Below are 23,180 nucleotides of genomic sequence, written 5' to 3'. Positions count from 1 at the left end.
GCAATCAATCACTTCTCATGCGAGAAGGCGCACCCTACCCACTTTTCTCACAGATAGACTCTCATTAACTGCCGCGGGGTTCCACACCCGATTCTTGGCTGGAATACTCAGCCTCTGCCCAGGTGGTGTGGACCAGTCGGACACGGTCCCCCCACCATAGTTCCGGCACGTCACCAGGGCAGTGCCCCTCCCCCGTACTCCAAGGTGTCGGAGGTGTTGACGTGACGACTCGTTCGGTGTGTATCGGCGGCACCTGCCTCTAGACTGCTGACCGGGTGTACCAGGCGGCGTGGCACCACGAGTCCGCAGGCGCTCCGCAGGAACCTGCGACCTCAAGGGCGTGAGCCCAGCCCCTCGTCTCATCACCATCATCATCACCGTCATCACCGTCTCCCCATCACCCTCGTCGATGATCCTCCGCCCTTGCCGTGACCGGCAGTCGCATCGAGGGGGATCATTGGTTCCCATCCCTGAGCGGCTCCGCCGCCCTTCGAAAGGACTCCGTTGACTGCTGTGAACCCGGACAGGCTCCGTATCGCCATGATTGGGACGCGAGGCGTCCCTGCCCGCTACGGAGGTTTCGAGACCGCCATCGAGGAGGTCGGCCGGCGACTGGCCGACCGCGGTCATCAGGTCCTCGTCTACTGCCGCAACCCTGAGCCGGACACCCCGCTTCCCAACACCTACCTGGGGATGCGGCTGGTCGAGCTGCCCTCGGTGAAGAACCGCAGCCTGGAGACCCTGTCCCACACGGCCCTGTCAGTGGCCCATCTGCTGCGCCGCACCCACCCGGACGTGGCCTTCGTCTTCAACGCCGCGAACTCTCCCTTCCTGCCGGCCCTGCGCGCCGCACGCATTCCGGTGGCCACGCATGTCGACGGCCTGGAGTGGCGCCGCGGCAAGTGGGGCCCCACCGGCAAGCGCTACTACCGCGCCGCTGAGGCCCTGGCCGTGCGCTACTCCGACGCGCTCATCGCCGACGCCCAGGGCATCGCCGACTACTACACCGAGGAGTTCAACGCCCCCACCGACCTTCTCGCCTACGGGGCGCCCCGCGTCTGCGCCGACACCTCGCGCCTGGCCGAGCTGGACCTGACGCCCAAGGGTTTCCACCTGGTGGTGGCCCGCTTCGAGGTGGAGAACCACGTCGACGTCATCGTGGAGGGCTACGTGCGCTCGGGGGCCGCTCTGCCGCTGGTCGTCGTCGGCTCGGCCCCCTACGCCGACGACTACACTGCCCGCATCGAGTCCCTGGCCGACGGCCGGGTCCGCCTGCTCGGCGGCCTGTGGGATCAGGATCTGCTCGATGCCCTCTACTCCGGCGCCCTGGTCTACTACCACGGCCACTCCGTGGGCGGAACGAACCCCTCTCTTCTGCGCGCCATCGGCGCCGGGGCCGCGGTGGATGCCTTCGACGTCTCCTTCAACCGCGAGGTCCTGGGCGAGGCCGGCCGCTACTGGACCACGCCCGACGAGGTGGCAGCCCTGGTCGTCTCCGCCGAGTCCGACGTCGAGGCCCAGGCCACGCATGGCGAGGAGTCCCGCAAGCGAGCGGCCCTCTACGACTGGGACGAGGTGGCCTCCGGCTACGAGGCCCTGGCCCGGCGCCTGGCGCTCGGGGGCCCTGTCCGTCGTCGCCCCTCCGGACGCCGCACCGGGAAGGTGAGCTGGTGAGCCGGGGCAGGGCGGGAAGCGCCCGCACCGGTGCCGCCCGGATTCTTGTGGCCCACCCCTCCCCCGACCTGTACGGCTCGGACTGGCAGCTGGTGGAGACCATTCACGGACTCATCGAGACCGGCCACGAGGTCCTCGTGGCCCTGCCCCAGGACGGCCCCCTGGTGGCGGTGCTGCGCGACGCCGGTGCCCGCGTGGCCGTCATGCCCTTCACGGTTCTGCGCAAGGCTCTGCTGAGTCCCACTGGCCTGGCGAGGCTGTCCGCCCAGGCCGCCCCGGAGGTCGCCCGCCTGCGGTCGGTCATCCGCGCCAGCCGCGCCGAGATGGTCCTCACCAACACGGTAACGATCCCCTGGTGGCCGGTGGCCGCGAGCGCGGCCGGCGTCCCGGTGCTGGCCCATGTGCACGAGGCCGAGGACACCCAGCGTCGGATCATCCGCGCCGGGCTCAACGCCCCGCTGCTGGCGGCGTCCCGGATTGTGGCGAACTCCGGGGCGGCCCGAGACGCGCTGCTGGACGCCCAGCCGCGACTGGCCTCGCGCACGGAGGTGGTCCACAACGGGGTCGCCGGACCGGACCGGCCCCTGGAGCCCCTGCGCTCCAGGCAGCCCGGGGACTCCTTCAGGATCGCCATGGTGGGGCGCTTGTCCCCGCGCAAGGGCGTGGACGTGGCTCTCGACGCCGTCGGGTTGCTGCGCCGCTCGGGGGTGGATGCCTCCCTGAGCGTGTGCGGCTCGGTCTTCCCCGGCTACGAGTGGTACGAGGCCGAGCTGCGTGAGCGCGCCGATCAGGAGGACCTGGAGGGGCACGTCGAGCTGTTGGGGTACGTGCACCCCACCTGGCCGGTGCTGGAGGCCGCCGACGCCGTCGTCGTGCCCTCCCGGGCCGAGCCCTTCGGGAACACGGCGGTCGAGGCGATGCACGCGGCCCGGCCGCTGGTGGCCTCCCAGGTCCAGGGCCTGGCCGAGGTCGTCACCGACTCGGTGACCGGCCTGCTCGTGCCCGCCGACGACGCGCAGGCCCTGGCCGACGCCCTGGGTTCCCTGGCGGCCGACCCGGCCCTGGCGGCCCGGCTCGCCCAGCAGGGTGAGCGCGAGGCTGCCGAGCGCTTCTCCGTGGCCGGGTACCGCGCCACGATGACCCGTATCGTCGACGAGCTCGTCAAGCGCTGAGGCCCCACCTCCGCGGTCTCCGCGGTTCTGCCGAGACCGACAAATTTCGCGTAGCCCTACGGTTTTTCTGTAGGGCTACGCGAAAAACGCCCGGCTCGGCGGGCCGTCAGCGCTGGGCGGGGCGCAGCGGGTCCTCGGCCAGCCCCAGGGAGAGGCTGAACTCGCCTTCGAGCGGCTGGTCGGGCCGCTCGAAGGGGACGACGCCGTCGCACAGGAAGACGGCCATCTCCACAAAGCTGGAGAAGGAGGCCCCGATGAGGTGCTGGGAGCTGGCCAGCAGGTAGAGGTCGACCAGGCCGGAGCGCACGCCCTTGACGGTGTTGTATCCGCCCTTGTCGGTCAGGAAGACGCAGCCGTCGAACTCCCCGGCCAGCTGCTTCTGAGCCTCGGGGGTGTCGCAGGACAGGAAGAAGGGCACGTCGGGGTGGTCGGCGCGGATCTGGCGCATCCGGTTGGCGAACCACTCCACCGGTGAGGACTCGATGGTCTTGGCGTGGGAGACCGCATGAGTGCGCACCTGGATGCCGACGTAGGGGCGTCCCCGCAGGTGGGCGTCGTAGAGGGAGCGGACCTCGTCGGCGATCTCGTCAACGGGGGTGAGCTCGCGCAGCCGCTCGGTCCAGGGCCGCGGCCCGGCGGGCCCGGCCCCCTCCCCGGCGCTCCCCCGCCAGGCGGGGTCCTCCCAGGTGACGGGCAGGCCGTGGGAGTGGATCTGCCACAGGTGGCGGCGACGCAGGTCGGCGGTGATCCGAACGCCCTTGGGCTGGCGGTACCGGGCCACGGGCAGGAGCACCCGGGAGGTCAGGCGCGATACGGGGCTGCCCCCTTCGAAGTGCCACAGCTCATCCATCCTGGGGCCGAAGTACTCATCGGTGCTCCACACGTAGTAGAGGTCGCGATCCTCGACTCGGGCGAGCTCCTGGGCGGACAGCAGCGCGCGCACGCGGTTGCCCAGTCCGTCCTTACGTCCCGTATAGACCAGTAGCGCCTTGCGGCCGGTTAGCAGAGCCATAAGATTCCTTAATAGACGTTTGAGGGAAAAGCGATTGGAGATCTCGCGAGGGGCTACTGGAGGTCGTTGCGCAGGTCGCGGTACCACTTGGGCAGGGCCAGGGCCACGTAGCCCGCGTAGCCCAGGAGCATGATGCCGTACACCCACAGGAAGACCGTGGGGGCGAAGCGGGTCATGAGCACGAAGCACATGAGCCCGTAGTCCGTGGGAGCCGACAGGACCGACTTGAGGACGCCGGGGCGGGACTCGTCCTTGGCCAGGGGTGTCCCACCGTGATAACGCAGCTGATACGTCAGAATGTAACTGAAGAAGTGAATATTTTGAACCGCCCCGAAAGCGAGCGGAATAAGCAGGACCGGGGCCGGTAATTCTGCAAAACGGAACAGTGAGATCGCGATGGCTCCGTGAATTGTCGAGAGCTTAATAACGTCTGCGACGTGGTCGAGCCACTCACCGGCTTTTGATCCGCCGTTGCGCAATCTCGCCAGCTGCCCGTCAGCGGCGTCGAGGGCGTAGCCGAACATGAGCAGCAGGGCGGTCGCCACGGCGGACACGACTGTAGGACGCCACAGGGCGATGAGGGCGATGCCGCTGTAGGTGCACAGTGCCGACAGGACCGTCACCTGGTCCGGGGTCGCGCCCAGCCGGTGGGCGATCGCGGCCAGGACCCGCCCCGCGGGGCGGTTGATGATGCGGGAGTAGAGGGGGGCACCGGCCTTGGACTTCTGAGCCCGGGACAGGGCTCTGATGTTCTCGGCGATGGTGGGGGAACCAGCAGGGGAGCTCATGAGGCCTCTCCTTGAGTGGGGTCCGGGGAACCGGACCGGGTGTTGGACAGATGAGGAACGGCGGGATCAGGGAGTCGGGGGACATCGGGCAGTGGTCGGGCGTCGGGCCACGGCGTCGGCTCCCGGGCTCCGCGAGCCGGCTCCGCACCGGCGGTCGACGAGGAGGGGATCACCGCTGCGCCAGCTCTCGACGACGCCTGGCCACGTCCCGGCGAACCCACCAGGCATACGGGAGGATCTGGCACAGGACCACCGAGATCACCGAGCCCAGGATAGGCCCAGCGGCGTCGAAGGGCCCAATGAGGACCCAGGAGATGGCGAGGTTCATCGGCACCAGGATGAGCACCGGGATGACCTGGAACTGCAGGCCGCGCGGGTCGGTCATGTACATGCCCAGCGGCTGCTTGCCAGCCTCGACGGCGACATAGGCGGCGAAGGCCCACACGAGCACGGTTGGGAGGACGATCTTGCCATGGGACATGACGCGGGCAGCCCAGGGGGTGATGGCGACGAGGGCCAGAGCCAGGAGGAAGCCGCCCCCACTGAAGGCGATGGCCGGTTTGAAGGGGCTCTCGATGCGCTTGTCGGCCCGGGCTCTGGCGAACATGGGCCACATGGCGACGCCGGCGGCCATGACGGTCTGGGTGAGCATGTTGAACAGGTTGTTGGCCAGGTTGTACTCGGCCAGGGCCTGGGACTGCCCCAGGTGGGACAGGAGGAGGCGGTCGGTCTGGAAGGCGATCGGGATGGCCAGGGACTGCAGCAGCTGGGGTCCCGCGGTGTTGACGATGCGCACGCCGCGCACGCTGCGCAGCCGCGGCACGTCTCTCAGGGCACCCTTGAACAGGGGGCGGGTGGCGCGCCAGGCGACGACGATGCAGATGACCGACACCAGGGCGTTGGCGATGTAGGAGTAGATGGACACGGCGTTGCCGCGCCCCAGGCCGGTGACAATGGCCAGCAGCAGGAAGCAGGACATGGCCGGGGAGACGACCCCCTGACTGATGACCTGGGTGGTTGAACGCCCCAGGCCGATGATGACCCGCTGCCCCACGGACAGCGGCAGGGCCGCGGCGTAGATGATAAGGCAGACGGTGGCGGTGAGCCCGCCACCCTCCATGAGCTTGTCCCCCAGCAGCCAGGGCCAGGCGCCCAGCAGCAGGACGACGACGCCGACGGTGCTGATGACCAGGGCGGAGCCGAGCAGCACACGGACGGCGGTGGTGATCGTGCGCCGTACGGTCGAGTCGTGAGCCGGGTCGCTCGAGCTCGCCACCGTGTTGAGGATGACCGCGCCGATGCCCAGGTCGGTGAAGGGCATGAGGGTGGGGAAGGTGGCCAGCAGGCCGTACTGGGCGAAGGCGTCGGCCCCGAAGTGCCTGATGATAAGACTGGTGTTGACCAGCCCGAAGATGCCGGACACCCCCATGACCACCACTTTGGCCACGGCTGTGGTTCCCACAGATGACCAGCTGGCGCCCGACGACGACCCCCGCTTGAGGGCCCCGCCGAGCCTCCGCAGCGGAGAACGACGAGAGCCCCGGGACGCGGCCGCCCCATCACTCACCTCAACCGCCGAGAGGGTTGCGGCACCTGAGCTATCCGCAGGTCGCCCGCGCTCAGCGGCACCCGCCGGGGCACCGCCGGACGCCGGTTGCGCCACGGCCGGCTCGGAAGCCGGCTGCGGCGCCGAAGAACTCGACTGGGTCACGTAGCACTCCTGATGTTGTAGGAAGGTCACAATCCGGCATCGGAAAGACGCCCGAAGACAGGCACGAGAGTAGACGCATCAGGACCGACGACCTGGTATCTTTTGTTTATCGTCTTGTGACATAGACGGCCCCCCACCCACCCCCCTTGGCACAACCCCAGCAAACCGGTCATGACCAGCCAGAACACGGCTCGCTGGAAGAACCCTGAAAGGTCCCTCACAGGTGCATTGACACCTCCATATCGTTGCTCACCTGTAACATACAGACGTCTCAGAAACCCTTCGACTCCTCACCTTGTCCCTGCGATCTTGGCCACTTCCCACAAATAACGTCCGCAAGAGTTAGTAGCATTCTAAAACGCTGCTGTTCACGACGTCCCGTCAGCACTAGCCGACCAGTTATTGCCCACCCACGATCATCCCTGCGGAGTCCACCTTGTCTAGTTCGACCCTGACACTGCCCCAGCGCGAGCAGCACCGGCGTCCCTCGACAGCAGCAGCCGATGCCATCTCCCCCACCGCTCCGCGCAGTCCTTGGGCACGCACGCGCCACGACCTCGTCATCTGGCTCGTCCTGTCCGATCTCTTCGCCGTCGCCGTCCCCTTCTGGCTCGCCCTCCTGGGTGGCCACCTGCCACTGGTCTGGTCCGCGACCACCGTGGGCGTCACGATGGTGCTCGTCGCCTGGTTCCTGGGTGCTCTGGGCATCGACGCCGTCGAGCAGGCCGGCCCCGGTACGGGCCGCTTCGTCGCCGCGGCCGCCGTGAGCGTCCCGGTGGCCCTGCTGCTGGCCGACCTGTCCGGAGTTGCCCGGACCACCCTGCTGGTCACTCTGGCGGTCCAGCTCCTCCTGGCCATCACCGGACGCTCCATCGAGGCCGGGTGGCTGCGCCGCCGCCGCCTCGAGGGGCACGCCCTGCGTCGCACCCTCATCGTCATGGGCTCGGGCTCCCAGCCCATGCTCACCCAGCTGCGCCGCCACCCCATGGACGGCTTCCTCATCGTGGGCTACCTGTCCTCCGGGCAGGACCGCGCCTTCCACTCGGCTGAGCCCGTGCGCAGCCCCCAGCACATCGCCCAGACCCTGCACGCCGAGCGCATCGACGCCGTCATGACGGTCGGCTCGGTCATCCCCGAGGACCTGGTCACCCTCATGCGCGGCCTGGAGGGCACCCAGGTGCGCCTCGTCGTCGCCCCCGGGCTGCAGGACGTCGTGCCCGGGCGCATGCGGGCCCTGACCGTCACGCACGGCTGGACCGGTCTCATCGCCGTCAAGACCCGCCGCACCCGCGCCGCGGGCAAGGCCCTGTTCGACCGCCTCGCCGGCGCCATCGGGCTGGCCCTCATCTCGCCGCTGCTGGCGGCCACCGCGCTCGCCATCCGCCTCGACTCCCCCGGTCCGGTCTTCTACACCCAGACCCGCGTGGGCCAGAACGGCAAGCCCTTCACCATGTGGAAGTTCCGTTCCATGTACATCGACTCCGACGCGCGTCGCGCCTCGGTGGTCAAGGCCGGCGGCGACGCCGGCAACGAGGTCATGTTCAAGGACCGTCAGGACCCGCGCATCACCCGCGTGGGCCGCTGGATCCGCCGCCTGTCGATCGACGAGCTCCCCCAGCTCATCAACGTCGTGCGCGGGGACATGAGCCTGGTGGGGCCCCGCCCCGCCCTTCCCGTCGAGGTCGCCAAGTACGACGCCGAGGCGCTGCGTCGTCTCCTGGTCAAGCCCGGGCTGACCGGCCTGTGGCAGATCTCCGGACGCTCGGACCTGTCCTGGGCCTCGACCGTAGCCCTGGACCGTCACTACGTGGAGAACCGGGGCGGAGCCCTGGACGCGAAGATCTTCGCCGGAACGCTGCGCGCGGTTATCGGCGGAAAAGGAGCCTACTGATGATCACCGGCTACGTCCCCGGCGGCTTCGACATGCTGCACGTGGGGCACCTCAACATCCTCACCGAGGCGGCCAAGCGCTGCGACCGCCTCATCGCGGGGGTTGCCACCGACGAGTCGCTGGAGCGGATGAAGGGACGCGCCCCCATCGTGCCCCTGGCCGAGCGCATGGCCATGGTGGCCGCCCTGCGCATGGTGGACTCCGTGGTCCCCGACTATGACCAGGACAAGCGCCTGGCCTGGAAGCGCTCCCCCTTCGACGTGCTGTTCAAGGGCACTGACTGGGAGGGCACCGACAAGGGCCGCCGTCTGGAGGCCGAGATGGCCGAGGTCGGGGCCTCGGTGATCTACCTGCCCTACACACCCACCACCTCCTCGACGATGCTGCGACGCACCCTCGTCCAGGAGGTCGCATCCCGTAGTCCCCAAGGGGCCAAGTGACCACTTCACGCAACGACTTCGAGACGCCCGACACCCCGTCGAGCAGCATCGACTCCGCCGCAGCCGCCTCCGGTGCCGGTGACGGAGGAAGCAACCGATCCGACTCCGGCACCGCTCAGACCGAGTCGTCCGCCGCGGACCGTCCCGGTCTGCTCGCCCGTGCCGCCGGCGCCCTGCGCCTGCGGCGGCGGAGCAGGGCCTCCCGATCCGACGACGTTCAGGACGTCGGCTCGGGCCTGACCTCCGGCACCACCACCTCCCGACTGGCCGCGACCTTCCGCATCCCCCAGTCGCGCGCCCAGCGCGTGCGGCTGCGCAAGCGCATGTCGACACTGGCCGCCGTCGTGTGCGTCACCGCCCTGGGAACGGCCGCCTGGCTCCACGAGGGCGTGGCCCAGGCCGACCTGCACCTCAACGACGGCGGCGTGTGGGTCACCTCCACCTCCAAGCACCTGGTGGCCCGCCTCAACTACCCCTCCCGCGAGGTCGACGGCGCGATCCGCACCTCCTCGTCCTCCTTCGACGTTACCCAGAACGCCGAGGACGTCCTGGTCCCCGACTCCGGCGACGCCTCCGTCTCCTCGGTCGACCCCTCCCAGGTCGCCTTCTCCGGGCGCACCCAGCTCACCAAGGGCGTGACCATCGCCCAGGGCGGGGACCGGGTCATGGCGGTCGACAAGGTTCAGGGCACCATCCGCGCCGCCAAGACCAAGGAGGCCGGCTCCCTGACCGCGGCCGCCCCCGTGGTCACCGGCATGCCCGACGTCGTGGCCGCCATCGGCAAGGACGGCGCCATCCACGCCGTCTCGGCCACCAGCAAGTCGCTGGTCTCCCTGGAAACCAGCGACAAGGGCTGGAAGGAGGCCACGAACACCTCCCTGAAGCTGACCGCCGGGACCGATCTGGCCATCACCGCCGTCGGCGACCAGCCCGTGGTCCTGGAGCGCGGCACCGGCATCCTCCACCTGCCCGAGGGCAAGTCCGTCAACCTGGGGACCTCCGGCCTGGTGCTCCAGCAGCCCGGTCCCGAGGCCGATTCGGTCCTGGTCGCCTCCCGCAACGAGCTCATCTCCGTCCCCATGGACGGGGGCAAGGTCACCAGGACGCCGTCGGCCAAGGAGGGCTCCGCCCCCGAGGGCGTGCCCGCCCAGCCGGTGCGCCTGGGCAAGTGCGTGTACGCGGCCTGGTCCGGTTCGGGCCAGTTCGTGCGCAGCTGCTCGGGACTGTTCGGCGGCGGCACCGACACCGCCCACGACGACAAGCTCGCCTCCTCCTCCGCCCCGATCTTCCGGGTCAACCGCGACGCCATCGTGCTCAACGACCTGGACACGGGCTCGGTGTGGCTGCCCAACGAGGACCTCGTCCTCATCGACGACTGGACGGACAAGACCGCCCAGACCGACGACAACGCCGATCAGAAGGACGACTCGGCCAACACCTCGGACTCCCAGACCCCGCCGGAGCGCACCGAGGAGAACCACCCTCCCAAGGCGGTCGATGACAGCTTCGGCGTACGCCCGGGCCGCTCCGCGCTCCTGCCGGTGCTGGCCAACGACACCGATCCCGACGGCGACGTCCTCACCGCCACCCCCCAGGACAACGGCGGGTCGCTCAAGGCCACCAAGGCCCAGGGCGGACTGGCTCTGCGCATGGACATCCCGGACAACGCCTCCGGCAGCTACTCCGTGCCCTACACGGCCGACGACGGCCGCGGGATGAGCGACTCCGCCGTCGCCACCGTTGACGTCCACGGCTGGGACGTCAACGGCGCCCCGAAGCAGATCACCACCCCCACCCTCACCGTCGCCGAGAAGGCCTCCGGCTCCCTGGACGTGCTGGGCCACTGGCTGGACCCCGACGGGGACGACCTCTACCTGGTCTCCGCCCAGGGCGATGGCCTGGACACCAAGGTCTCCAACGAGGGCACCGTCACGGTGCGCGAGCTGGGCGCAGGTACCGGCACCCGTGACCTGACCGTCACCGTCTCCGACGGCCGGGAGACCGCCTCCGGCGTGGTCAAGGTCGACGTGCAGCCGGCCCAGTCGGCCAAGCCGATCGCCAACGCCGACCACGTGCGCGTCGTCGCCGGCACCAAGGCCGTCGTCTCGCCCCTGGACAACGACACCTCCCCCTCCGGGGGGACCCTGCGCCTGGCCGCGGTGCAGGAGGCCCCGGCCGGGACCTCGATCAGCGTCGACCAGCAGGCCGGTGTCTTCACCTTCTCCACCGAGGCCAATGCCCAGGCCCAGACCTACTACCTCACCTACGACGTCATGGACGGGGCCAACACGGCCCAGGGCATCGTGCGCGTGGACGTCACGCCCAAGGCCGACGCCACCGTGCCTCCCGAGGCCGAGAACGACACCGCCCTGCTGCGCAACGGCGGCTCGACAACCATCGCCCCGCTCAACAACGACTTCGACCCCTCCGGGGGGATCCTGGTCCTGCAGTCGGTCAAGACCCCGCCGGACTCCGGGGTCACCGTCACGGTCGTGGACCACTCCCTGCTGCAGATCAGCGCGGCCAGCACCGTGCCGGCCAACCTGACGGTGGAGTACACGGTCACCAATGGCACCTCCAGCGCCACCGGGAAGGTCTCCATCGTCCCGGTGACCCAGTCCCAGCCCCAGCCGCCGGTGGTCACCAACGACACCGCCGTCGTGCGAGCCGGCGACGTCGTCACCGTGCCGGTCCTGGACAACGACTCCTCCCCCGCTGGCCTCAACCTGTCGGTGGACTCCCAGGTCGGCCTGGTGGGCGATGAGCTGGGCACCGCCTGGGTCAGCGAGAACACCGTCCGCTTCCGCGCCGGCAACCAGCCCGGCCGTACCTCCTACGCCTACACGGCCAAGGACGACCAGGGCCAGACCGCCTCGGGCGTCCTCACCGTGGAGGTGCGCGCCCAGGACGCCGAGCACAACTCCGCGCCGTCACCGCGCAACCTGGAGGCCCGTACCCTGGCCGGCTCGGCCACGAACATCACCGTGCCGTTGGACGGCATCGATCCCGACGGCGACTCGGTGAGCCTCGTGGGCCTCAACCAGGCCCCGTCTCTGGGCTCGGTGGAGATCAACTCCTCGTGGCTGACCTACACGCCCTCCGAGGGGGCCACCGGCACCGATACCTTCACCTACGTCGTCGAGGACCGCTTCGGGGCTCAGGCCACTGGCACGGTCCGGGTGGGGGTCGCCCCGGCCTCGCCGCTCAACGTGGCCCCGGTGGCCACCGACGACCTGGTCGTGGCCAAGCCCGGACGCACCGTGGCCGTGGACGTGCTGTCCAACGACCTGGACACCGACGGCGACAGCCTGTCCCTGGAGGGCGACCCGGTCTCCAGCGACCCCTCCCTGGGCGTGTCCACCCGGGCCGGCCGCCTGGTGCTCGACCTGCCGAAAAAGGAGGGCAACTACTCGGTCGCCTACACCGTCTCCGACGGACGCGGCGGCACGGACACCGGCACCGTCACCGTCCAGGTCTCGAGCAACGCCCCCCTGGCCAACCCGGTAGGCGTGGACGACTACGTCACCGTCGACCAGGTCGACGCCAACGGCCGGGTCACCGTCCCGGTCCTGGACAACGACAAGGACACCGACGGCTCGCCGTGGGACCTCAAGCTGTCCTCCTCCGACCCCGACGTCGAGGTGGGCAAGGACTCCCTGAGCCTGACGGTGGGCGAGACCCAGCGACTCGTGCTCTACACGATCACCGACGCCGACGGGCTGACCGGTCACGCCGTCGTCGTTGTGCCGGCACGCTCGGCCCTGCGACCCCGCATCAACCCCTCGGCCGTTCCCGCCCGCGTCCTGTCGGACAAGACCACGGACATCAACCTGTCCTCCTACATCCTCACCCGTGAGGGCACCAAGCCCGTCATCGCGGACACCTCCTCCATCCACATGGCCAAGGGCACCAAGGACGCCAAGGCCGCCTCGGGCGGGTCGGCGCTGTCCTTCACCCCCGACTCGGGCTTCACCGGGCAGACCTCGGTGACCTTCACCGTGGCCGACGGCACCGGATCGGACGCCCTGAGCGCGACGCTCACGCTGCCGATCATCGTGGAGTCCTCGACGAACCGGCCGCCGACCTTCACCCCCACCGAGGTGACGGTCGCCCCCGGCGAGGGGGCCGTGACGGCCAACCTGGCCGCCATGACCACCGACCCCGACCCGAGTGACAAGCTCTCCTTCCAGGCCGGTCCGGCCCCCGCGGGATTCGAGATCTCTCTGAGCGGCTCGACGCTGTCGGTCAAGGCCGCCGACAAGACCGCCGAGGGCACCACGGGCTCCATCCCGATCACGGTCTCCGACGGCGTCAACCCGCCGGTGAGCGCCTCCCTGCCCGTGCGGGTCAGCGCCTCCAACAAGCCCCTCATGACCACGGCCCCGATCAACCTGGAGTCCCGCAACGGCGAGGCGGTCAGCACCGACGTGTCCAAGGCGGTGAGCAACCCCTTCCCAGACAAGCCGATCACCCTGTCCGGCACCCCGACGATCACCTCCGGCCAGGGCGCGATCAGCGCCTCGGGTACAACCGTGACGATCACGCCCAACAGCGGGTTCCACGGCACCATCACCGCGCAGTACAAGGTGCTGGACTCCACTGGCTCGGAGTCCCGGGCCGTCACCGGCACCATCACCGTGCAGGTCGGCGGGGTGGCGCCCGCAGCCCCCTCCGGGGTGAGCGTGACCCCCGTGGGCGCCGACTCGGCGCGCGTGTCCTGGACTGACGGCTCCGCCAACGGCTCCCCCATCACCGGCTACAAGGTCAGTGTCAACGGCACCGAGCAGGCCTGCTCGACCTCGAACTGCCTCATCAGCGGCCTGGCGCCCGGTCAGAGCTACAGCATCCAGGTCGTGGCCACCAACAAGTACGGCGACTCCGAGGCCGCGACGGTGTCCTATCAGCACAACGCCACCACCAAGACCCCGGCTGCGCCCACGCTGACGGCCGGCTCGGGCAAGCTCACCGCCACCTGGACCGAGGTGGACGACCCCTTCGGGGGCACGGCGACCTACGACGTGCGCCTGTCGGACGGCACCGTGCAGACGGGCATCTCCGGAGGCTCGGCCTCCTTCGACGTCGCCCCTGGACGCGCCTACACCGCTCAGGTGCGCGCCAGGTCCAGCCAGGGGACGGTCTCGGAGTGGTCCTCCCCGTCCAACTCGGTGACGCCCTACGGCGAGCCCGGCACCCCCGGGACCCCCGTCATCACCTCCAACGGGGGCACGGTCACCGTCAGCTGGCAGGCCGCCAACGGCAATGGCAGCCCCGTGAGCTACACGCTGCACTACTCCAACGGGCACACCAGCGACTCCAAGAACGTGGGAGGCTCCACCTCCACCACGGTCTCGGTCTCGCGCGGCACCTGGACCTTCTGGGTCGAGGCCGACAACGGTCACGGCTCCAAGACCTCGGGCCAGGCCAGCTACACCTACAAGCCGACCCCGCTGACGCCGTCGACCCCCGCCGTCAAGGCCACCGGCAACAGCGGCGAGCTGTCCGTAAGCTCCTCGCCCCGGGCCGGCAACGGCTGGAGCGTGGGCGAGCTGACGGTGGAGTACTCCGTCGACCAGGTCACCTGGACCAGCTCCTCGACCATCCGGGGACTGACTAACGGGCAGGCCTACACCGTCTACGCCCGCGCCAACGGCAGCGGCCAGTACTCCGACGTCGTCGCCTCCTCGCCGGTGGCGCCCTACGGCCCACCGTCGGCTCCCTCGGTCAGCTGCGAGCTCGCCGGTAAGAAGCAGAGGAAGGTCTCCTGCTCCTGGAGCCCCGGGGCCAACAACGGCGCGAGCGCCGAGTACGAGCAGACCGACGACGGCGGCAAGTCCGTGGAGAACGTCGAGATCGGTGACACCTACGACGGCAAGCTCAAGCGCGGTGAGTCGCTCACCTGGTGCGTGCGGGCCAAGAACAACGCCGGCACCTCCGAGTGGGGCTGCGACACTGTCACCAGGCCGCCCAAGCACAGCGGCGACGATGACGATGATGACGACGACAAGAAGCAGCCCGTCGCGGTTGGCACGCAGCAGCAGTTCTCCGTGGACTACTCGCAGACATGCCGCCCCTTCGGCCCTTGGGGCACCTGCTATCAGATGGTCTTCGACCTCTCCGGCAACCCCAACAGCACCTTGTCCTGCGGCTACTGGTACTGGGACACCTGGGACTGGCAGCCCGCCTGGAACGAGGAGGAGGTCACTCTCGATAAGAACGGTTACGCCCGGCACAAGTTCCCTCACCGGACACCGAGATGGAACCAGACCGTCACCTGCACCCAGCAGTAACCGGATCATTAACCAGATCGATGCCCGGAACGCAACAAGTCACACACTCACCTCTCTCCACCCGAAGGATCATTGATTCCATGCCGATGACTCCCGAGAACGCGACATGGTTCGCTGACGCCTTCTCCACCATTGTCAACAACGTCGGTCAGGCGCTGCTCGACAAGGAAGACGTGATCAAGCTGGCCCTGACCACCATGCTCTCCGAGGGCCACCTTCTGCTCGAAGACGCCCCCGGCACCGGCAAGACCGCCCTGGCCCGGGCCCTGGCGGCCTCGGTGCAGGGGACGCACTCGCGCATCCAGTTCACCCCAGACCTGCTGCCCAGCGACATCACGGGCGTGACGATCTACGACCAGAAGACCGGCACGTGGGACTTCCACGCCGGCCCGATCTTCTCCTCCATCGTCCTGGCCGACGAGATCAACCGGGCCAGCCCCAAGACCCAGTCGGCCCTCCTGGAGGTCATGGAGGAGTCCCAGGTGACGGTTGACGGCGTGCGCCACACGACCGAGCGCCCCTTCATGGTCATCGCCACCCAGAACCCCATCGAGCAGGCCGGCACCTACCGCCTGCCCGAGGCCCAGCTCGACCGCTTCCTGATGAAGACCTCCGTGGGCTACCCCAACCGGGAGGCGCTCACCCGGATCCTGTCGAGCTCGGCCCACCCGGACCGCTCCAAGAGCCTGTCCGCGGTCGTGGCCTCCTCCGTGGTGGCATCCATGGCCGACCTCGCCGCGGAGAACCACATCGAGAACTCGGTGCTGGACTACATCGGGGCGCTGGTGGAGGCCACTCGCGCAGCCGACGAGACCCGCATGGGTGTGTCCACCCGTGGCGCCATCGGCATGGCACGGGCCGCCCGGGTGTGGGCCGCCTCCCAGGGGCGCAGCTACGTCCTGCCCGACGACGTCAAGGACCTCGCCGAGGTCGTGTGGGCCCACCGCCTGGTCATGGACCCCGACGCCGAGTTCACCGGCGCCACCGCCTCCGGCGTCATCACCGCCGCCCTGGCCCAGGTCCCCGCCCCCACGACCCGCGACTGAGCCGCATGACGCCTCAGACGACGTCGCAGAAACCTGCCCGCCAGGCCCGTCCGGGCTCGGCGGGCGGGTCCGGCGCATCCACTTCTTCCGCTGCGGCCCCCACGTCCTCGGGTGCGCCGGCGTCCGCACAGTCCGCGCCATCGGCCGCGTCGTCGACCTCCGCGAGCGAGGCCCTGAGCGCCAGGCCATCGCAGTCCCGGCTGACCGCACTGGCCGCGGCGGCGCTGCGGCCGCTGCGCTGGCTGATGCACACCGTGACCCCGATTGGTTGGGGCAGCCTGGTGCTGCTGGCGGCCTGCGGACTGACCGGGGCCGTCATGGGCTGGCAGGAGGCGTGGAGCGCCGCGGCCGCCGTCGGCATCGTCGCGGTGAGCGCCTGGCTGTGGCTCATCCCCCGCCGCGGTTACTCGGTCAACCACGACCTGCTCGAGCCCCGCGTCACCGTGGGCGACCACGCCCTCATCCGTCTGACCGTCACCAACCCCCGCACCCGGCCGCTGCTGCCCTCGCGCATGGAGATGCCGGTGGGTCCGGGGCGCGCCGTCTTCGTCGTGCCGACCCTGACCCCCGGAGCCGTCCACGAGCGCGGATTCGTCCTGCCCACGCAGCGTCGCGGCATCGTCACCGTCGGTCCGGTCCTGGCGGTCCAGCGTGATCCGGTGGGGCTGCTCCAGCGCGAGCGCTCCCTAAGCACCCCGCAGCACATCCATATCCACCCGCGTACCGTGCGCCTGGGCACAGTCCTGCACGGCGTCCTGCGGGACATCGAGGGCGCCGTCACCCAGGACCTGTCCAGCTCCGACGTCGCCTTCCACGCCCTACGCGAGTATGTCCCCGGCGACGACCGGCGCAACGTCCACTGGCGCACCACGGCCCGCACCGGCCGGCTCATGGTGCGTCAGTTCGAGGAGACCCGCCGCTCCAGCCTGCTCGTCCTGCTGTCCACCCGTCAGGACGACTACGCCGGCGAGGAGGACTTCGAGACCGCGGTGTCCATCGCCTGTTCACTGGCCATGGACGCGATCCAGGACGGGCGCGAGGTCCGCTTCATCACCCAGATCGGGGCCCTGCCCACCTCCTCCGCCCTGCGGATGCTGGACACGTCCTGCCTGCTGAGCACCGGTGAGGACGACTTCGGCTGCGACCTCCTGGTGCGACACGCCTGTACGGCGCACCCCGATGCCTCTATCGTCGTCCTTGTCACCGGTCAGCAGGTCGACCGCGCCGTGCTGGCCCGGGCTCGCGGCTTCGCCCCGCTGCCCATGGTGACCGTTGCTCTGCGCGCGGGCCAGCACGGTCTGTCGCGCCACCAGGCCGGAACAATGCCGGTCGTGGACATGGACCGTCTTGAGCAGCTTCCCACCGCCCTGAGGCGAGCACTATGACCCCCACGACGACTCTCACTACCGCGTCCCCCCGCACCGCGGGCTCCCCGACCTCGGGAGCCTCGCCGGCCGGGGCGTCCTCTCCGGCCGAGGCCCCCTCGCAGGTCACCACCGCGCCCTTAGGCGGCTCGGACGAGTCGCCCTCCTCGTGGTCGACGGCGACGTCGTCGACCACGCGCAGCCTCTCCAGCAACGAGACGACTCGTCAGGCCCGCTCCATCACCGGCGCAGGCCCGCTCCTGTCGCGCCCCTCCCGGCCGGCGCTCTCCGCCCGACGCTTCCTGCCTCCCCGGCGCGGCGCCAAGCCGCCCACGCCGGCGGCCGCCGCCCTCGAGCTGGTCCTCATGGCCGGGATCCTCGCCATCGGAGCGGTCCCCTTCCTGCCGGTCTTCGCCTCCGTGGTCGGTTGCCTGGCTGTCGGCTACGGCGCGCTCATCGGCGCCCTGACCTCATTGATCTGCTCACGTCTGCGCCTGTCGGTGCTGCCGAGCATGGCGGCCCTGGCGCTGGTCCACGTCCTGGTGGCCCCGTGGCTGCTGACCGACGTCGGCTCCGGGACGGCGGCGATCAAGACCGTGCTGGGCTCCACGATCACCGTGTGGCGCGACGCCCTGACCGTGCCGATGCCGCTGAGCTCCTTCAGCGGCATGACGGTGCTGCCCTGGATGGCCGGGCTGGTGGTCTCGGCGCTGGCGACCCGCCTGATCCTGGCGGGCCGCGAGGTCCTGGCCGGCCTGACCCTGGCCTGCCTGCCCGCCGTCGGCATCGGCTGGGGTGGGCAGGAGACCGTGCGCCCCACCGTGCTGGGCGTCCTGTTCGTCGTCGGGATCCTGGCGTTGTGGACCTGCGGCTCCCTTCGTCAGCGGCGCAGCCACGTCGTCGAGGCCCTGGACCTGAGCTCCTTCTCGACGACCTCGGGCGCCACGAGCGCCCGCTCTACCGGGGACCTGGGCCGAGCGGCCCTGCGCGGAACGGTCATCGCCGCCGTGCTGCTGCTGGTCACCTCCCTGGCCGCCATGGTCCTCGCTCCCGCCGCCCCCACCTCCCGGACGGTGGTGCGCGACCTGTTCCAGCCGCCGCTGGACGTGACCGAGTACGCCAGCCCGCTGTCCCTGGTACGCACCCTGGAGACGGACAAGGCCCACACCCGACTCATGAAGCCCGTCAACCTGCCCTCGGGGGGACGCATCCGCATCGCCGCCCTGGACTCCTACGACGGCCTGTCGGCCCACATCGGTCAGAACGAGAACGGCCAGTCGCGCTTCGAGCGCATCGGTGACAAGACCCAGCTGACGGCCAACCGGCTCGACGGGCGCAAGCAGACCTCCTCCCTGACCATCGAGGACTACAGCTTCCCCTGGGTGCCCACCATGCCCGAGACGATCCGCATCGAGTCCTCCGGGCCGCGTCAGTCCGCCCTGCGCGAGGGCATGTACTACGACAAGTTCTCCTCCACCGGGATCGCCACCAGCGGCCTGGCCTCGGGCGACGTCCTCACCGAGCGGGTCGCCCCCTACACCGCGCCCTCCGAGGCCGCCCTCAACAAGGCCGCGCTGGCGCAGACCTCACTGGGACCGGTCGAGCAGGTACCGCCGTCGGTGACCGCCCTGGCCAAGGAGATCGTCGGGGCCGAGTCCAACCCCATCGCTCAGATCCGGGCGCTCCAGCAGCGCCTGCGCACGAGCTACTACTCCGACGGCACCAAGAGCCCCTCCCAGCCCGGGCACGGGGCTGCCCGCATCGCCTCCATGGTGGAAGCCGACTCCCTCATCGGCGACGACGAGCAGTACTCGGTGCTCATGATGCTCATGTGCCGCTCGCTCAACATCCCGGCCCGCGTCGTCATGGGCTTCGACCCGGCCACCGACGGCGACGCCAAGACCGTCACCGGTGAGGACGTCAAGGCCTGGGTGGAGATCCCCTTCGAAGGGCTGGGCTGGGTGTCCTTCGACGTCACGCCGGACCGCAACCAGGTTCCCCAGCAGCAGACCACCCAGAAGGTCTCCAACCCCGAGCCCAACGTCCTCCAGCCCCCGCTACCCAATGAGGACCCCGCCCAGCTGCCCCCCAACTACGAGGACCCGCAGCGCGACGACCCCCAGGACAAGGACAAAGGCGGCCTGCCGACCGCGGTCATCGCCGTCGGCGGCTCCATCCTGGCGATCGCGATGATCGTGGGCTCGGTCCTGGGGTGGAAGGCCTGGCGGCGCAGTCGCCGGCGCGCACGCACCGGCGTCGGTAAGGCCCTGGGGGCCTGGGAGGAGATCCTCGACCGGGCCCGTGACCTGGGGCGCTTCCCCGGGTGGGGAGCCACTCGGCGGGAGGCGGCCGCTCAGTTGGCCCCTCACTTCCCGCAGGTCGATCTGCCCCGATTCGCCGGAGCAGTTGACTCCCAGGTCTTCAGCTCCGGGGAGCCGCCATCGTACGCTCTAGGGGAGCTGTGGGAATCCTCAGATGCGATCGTCCGCTGCATGGGGGCGGAACGCTCGCGCCTGGGGCGGGTATGGGCCCGTTTGTCCCCGCGCTCCCTCGTCCATCCCGCCGGCAGGCGGTCACGTCCCCCCAGGAGGTTGCGGTCATGACGATCACTGCTGACGCCCGTAGCAGCGCCTCGACCGCTGCGGGCCCGCCAACGTCCTCCCCCGTGTCCGATGGCGCGCCGCACACCGACGTCGTCAGTCCGTACGGCACGGCGCTGAGCGCCCCCGACCACCCGCACGGCGACGGCTCCCGAGACTCGGAGCCCGATGCGGCCCGGCCGGTTGCGCATACGCCCTCCTCTGCGCATCGTCGCCTCCCCCCGGCCCCGGTGCGGGCACGCATTGTTGCCGGGGTCATCGACCTCGTCATCGGCTCACTTCTGGTGGGAGGCCTGACCACCGTCATCTGGCAGGTGGGCGGGCGCCCGGTCCTGACCAGCGGGCTCATCGCCTTCGGGCTGGTCGTCGGTGCGCGCTGGCTCGCCATCGCCGCCACCGGCTGGTCCCTGGGCGGGAGACTGCTCAGGATCCGCATGCTGGGGGCCCGCAACCAGACCCCCTCACCGCTGGGCTCCTTCCTCCACGCCGACCTCATCCTGGCCGTCAGCATCACCACGCTCGGCCTGGGCACCATCGCCCTCATGCGCACGGCGGCCGCTGACTCTGAGGGGCGCGGCTGGCACGACAAGCTCTCCGGGATGGCGCTGCTCAGCGCCCACAGGACGAGGCGCCCCGCACAGCCCGCTCCCTCAGCGGCCGCATCGGAGCGCCGCCCCGTCACCGAACCCGCCTCCTCCAGCCCTCGGACCGACGCCGGCGCCGACACGCCGGAAGAGTCCACCTCCCGGGACATCGGTGAGGCATGGGACGCCGCCAGGCGCGCCTCCCTCTCCTCCTCCGACGAGCAGAGCGCCACGAGCCGGGAGCCCGCCTCGGAACCGTCCACCCAGGCCACCGAGGTGCCAGACGAGTCCGCCTCCCGCGCTCGGCCCTCCGAGCGGGCTGAGCGCAAGGCCGAGAAGAAGGCCGGGAAGGCGGCACGGGGCAAGAAGGCCAGGAAACGCGGCCCCCGCCCGGGCTCGACGCGCGCACGGTCCGGTCAAGAGGCAGCGCAGGAGACCCGGCAGGCCACCGCCGCGGGCGCCCAGAGCGCCGCCGAGGCAGGTATCACCGAGTCCTCCGGCAGGAGCGCGCACCCGACGACGTCGGATCCGGTCTCCTCCTCGATCCGTCGGCCCCGTCCGGCCCGCCCGGGCCGGCCCGCACGCCATGCCGGTCGCGCCTTGAACACCGGCTCGTCCAGCGGCTACGCGTCAGCGGTCTCAGAAACCTCCGCCGAGGAACAGGCCGTGAGCACCTCTGCCGCGACGACCACAGCCGCACCTCATACCGCCGCCAAGGCCACCAAGGCGGCGACCGTCTCATCGTCCGCCTCTGCGAAGTCGGCGGCCTCCGCCGGTCCGGCGATCGTGGAGACCGACGCCGAGGCCGTCGCAGTCGCTTCCGCCACCCCCATGGACCCTCAGGCGTCCGCTGCGATGGCTGCGGCCCGTGCCGAGTCCCGGCCGGCGGTGGAGGAGGCCTCGAGGCCCTCGGCGGGGCCGGCCGACGAGGACGCCGTCGCGACCGCCCCCAAGGCCCCGGAGGGTGCCGCTTCCCCGGCTCAGGAGGACGCGGACACAGCACCGGATAACCTCACCGAGGCCACGGAGCCGGCAGCGCACGATGCCGCACCGGAGGCATCATCAGAGCCGACCAGCCCGACATCGACCGAGGAGCCGGCCGAGGAAGTCGAGGAGCCGTCGGCAGCCGCATCGTCGAGCTCCGGCGACGCCCCGTCGCAGCAGCCCTCGCCGATGGACACCGAAACCGCTACGCTCGACGTCGTGGAGGACGCGCCGTCTCAGTCCACGGATGACGCCGACAGTCGAGGCGACGAGGCTGAGAAGCCCTCGACCCACGCACCGCCCTCATCTCAGCACCCGGTCGATCAGCAGCAGTCCGAAGCGACGACGCCCTCAGCGGAATCCTCCAAAACTGCTGCCGATTCCGAGGCATCCCGGTCCTCCACGTCGCACGATGCGACTTCCACACCACAAGTCCCGCGCTCGAAAGCCACAAAACCCGTAACATCACAAACGATGGAACCACGACACGCCCACGCCCAGCGCTGGAGGATTCAGCCCGGTCACACCGGCAAGAAGTCCTCCGGTTCGTCTGCTGCACCTGCCGAGGATCAGCGAGAGTCGGTGTCACAGCCCGGCGTTCCTCGTCGCGAGAGCCTCTTCACCACCGAGCGGCAGCGCTTCGCTGCCGGAGCCGGCCCCGTCCCGGAGGTGGCGCACACCTTCGACACCTCCAGCATCCTGCCCTCGGAGGACCGCAACACGCAGGCCCTCATCGACTCGGTGCCCTGGTCCTCGGTTCCGACCTCGGTCGATGCCGCCACGGTGGACTCCCTGCCGGAGGGAGCCATCGTCTCCGACGACGGCTTGCCTCAGCAGCCGAAGACGGTGTCGGCGCCTCCGCAGCACGCGTCCCCGATGGACCTGACCAATCCCGCCACCGTGCCCGGTGGCCTGCCTGCCGCCTCGGAGGGCACGGCGCACCCGACCGTGCGCAGTCACCGCAGCCATGCTCGGGCCTCCGCCGGCAGCGCGACGAGCGCGGCCGCTCCGGAGGAGAGCTCCTCGCGCCGGTCCCACGCCTCACACCGCTTCTCGGGGCCGGGAATCCCCTCGCCCGCGGACGGACGCACCGTCCCCGGTGAGTCCCGCACCGGTGTGTCCAGGCGCAGTGCCGGCAGCATGCCGGAAGCGACCGCACCGGCCTCCGCCCCCGCTACAGGCGGCTCCCTGCCCCCGCTCACCCCGGTTCCCAACGCGAGTGCCCAGACCGCCACGCCGTCGCTCCCGTCGGCCTCCTCGGCCGCTCCGGCCCTGTCGGTGCGTCTCGTCCCGCTGCTGGGCGGCAACCCGATCCTCATCCACGAGCCCACAGTGGTGGGCCGCGACCCCGACAACATCTCGGCCTACCCCGGGGCGGAGCGCGTCGCTCTTGACGATCCCACGCGCTCGGTGTCCAAGACGCATGCGGCGATCTTCCCGCTGCTGGACGGAGTGTGGGTCACCGACCTGCACTCCACCAACGGGACTCGGGTGGAGTACCGCGATGGGCGCACCGTCGAGGCCGTACCGGACAAGGCCCTGTCCGCCCTGGAGGGCAGCACGATCTTCTTCGGCCGCATCGCCTTCAAGGTGGAGGTCGTCTGAGTCCCGCACCGGTTCCCTCAAG

12 protein-coding genes are annotated in these 23,180 nt (G+C 70.2%); 9 read left to right on the top strand and 3 right to left on the bottom strand.

The window, feature by feature from the left end:
* Window positions 1-540: 540 nt before the first annotated feature.
* Both RIV14_RS08805 and RIV14_RS08800 read left to right on the top strand, forming a co-directional pair.
* A complete protein-coding gene (locus RIV14_RS08805) occupies window positions 541-1,674 on the top strand; it encodes a DUF1972 domain-containing protein (protein ID WP_075372933.1) in 1,134 nt (377 codons plus the stop codon).
* Window positions 1,671-2,846, top strand: a complete 1,176-nt coding sequence (locus RIV14_RS08800) for a glycosyltransferase family 4 protein (RefSeq protein ID WP_075372918.1) — start codon at window positions 1,671-1,673, stop codon at window positions 2,844-2,846. The genes RIV14_RS08805 and RIV14_RS08800 overlap by 4 nt, the downstream gene beginning before the upstream one ends.
* Window positions 2,847-2,952: 106 nt before the next feature.
* On the opposite strand, the gene RIV14_RS08795 is transcribed toward RIV14_RS08800, so the two are convergent.
* From RIV14_RS08795 to RIV14_RS08785, 3 genes are all read right to left on the bottom strand, one after another.
* Entirely contained in the window at window positions 2,953-3,858 is a 906-nt protein-coding gene (locus RIV14_RS08795; RefSeq protein ID WP_075372917.1) for a NodZ family protein, read from the bottom strand.
* 53 nt (window positions 3,859-3,911) lie between these two features.
* Window positions 3,912-4,646, bottom strand: a complete 735-nt coding sequence (locus tag RIV14_RS08790; RefSeq protein ID WP_070660979.1) for a CDP-alcohol phosphatidyltransferase family protein — start codon at window positions 4,644-4,646, stop codon at window positions 3,912-3,914.
* Between the two features lie 169 nt (window positions 4,647-4,815).
* A complete protein-coding gene (locus RIV14_RS08785) occupies window positions 4,816-6,075 on the bottom strand; it encodes an oligosaccharide flippase family protein (protein WP_070661141.1) in 1,260 nt (419 codons plus the stop codon).
* 718 nt (window positions 6,076-6,793) lie between these two features.
* Between RIV14_RS08785 and RIV14_RS08780 the strand changes: the two genes are divergently transcribed.
* From RIV14_RS08780 to RIV14_RS08750, 7 genes are all read left to right on the top strand, one after another.
* The gene (locus tag RIV14_RS08780; RefSeq protein ID WP_070660976.1) at window positions 6,794-8,248 is read left to right on the top strand and encodes a sugar transferase; all 1,455 of its coding nucleotides are present in this window, start codon (window positions 6,794-6,796) and stop codon (window positions 8,246-8,248) included.
* The gene (locus tag RIV14_RS08775) at window positions 8,248-8,688 is read left to right on the top strand and encodes an FAD synthase family protein (RefSeq protein ID WP_070660973.1); all 441 of its coding nucleotides are present in this window, start codon (window positions 8,248-8,250) and stop codon (window positions 8,686-8,688) included. Before RIV14_RS08780 ends, RIV14_RS08775 begins: the two co-directional genes overlap by 1 nt.
* The gene (locus RIV14_RS08770) at window positions 8,685-14,975 is read left to right on the top strand and encodes a fibronectin type III domain-containing protein (protein WP_081381863.1); all 6,291 of its coding nucleotides are present in this window, start codon (window positions 8,685-8,687) and stop codon (window positions 14,973-14,975) included. The genes RIV14_RS08775 and RIV14_RS08770 overlap by 4 nt, the downstream gene beginning before the upstream one ends.
* Window positions 14,976-15,055: 80 nt before the next feature.
* Window positions 15,056-16,021 (top strand): AAA family ATPase, encoded by a 966-nt coding sequence (locus RIV14_RS08765; protein WP_003787581.1) that lies wholly within the window; start codon window positions 15,056-15,058, stop codon window positions 16,019-16,021.
* A 5-nt stretch (window positions 16,022-16,026) separates the two neighbouring features.
* The gene (locus RIV14_RS08760; protein WP_075372916.1) at window positions 16,027-17,406 is read left to right on the top strand and encodes a DUF58 domain-containing protein; all 1,380 of its coding nucleotides are present in this window, start codon (window positions 16,027-16,029) and stop codon (window positions 17,404-17,406) included.
* Entirely contained in the window at window positions 17,403-19,988 is a 2,586-nt protein-coding gene (locus tag RIV14_RS08755) for a transglutaminase-like domain-containing protein (RefSeq protein WP_075372915.1), read from the top strand. The genes RIV14_RS08760 and RIV14_RS08755 overlap by 4 nt, the downstream gene beginning before the upstream one ends.
* Window positions 19,985-23,158 carry an RDD family protein gene (locus RIV14_RS08750; protein ID WP_075372914.1) on the top strand — a complete coding sequence of 1,058 codons (3,174 nt, stop codon included), beginning with the start codon at window positions 19,985-19,987 and terminating at the stop codon, window positions 23,156-23,158. The genes RIV14_RS08755 and RIV14_RS08750 overlap by 4 nt, the downstream gene beginning before the upstream one ends.
* The last annotated feature ends 22 nt before the right edge of the window (window positions 23,159-23,180 follow it).

Source organism: Actinomyces acetigenes (assembly GCF_031296635.1).
Lineage (GTDB): Bacteria > Actinomycetota > Actinomycetes > Actinomycetales > Actinomycetaceae > Actinomyces > Actinomyces acetigenes.
Note: the sequence above shows the minus strand (reverse complement) of the source record. Positions and strands in the feature narration are given on the sequence as shown.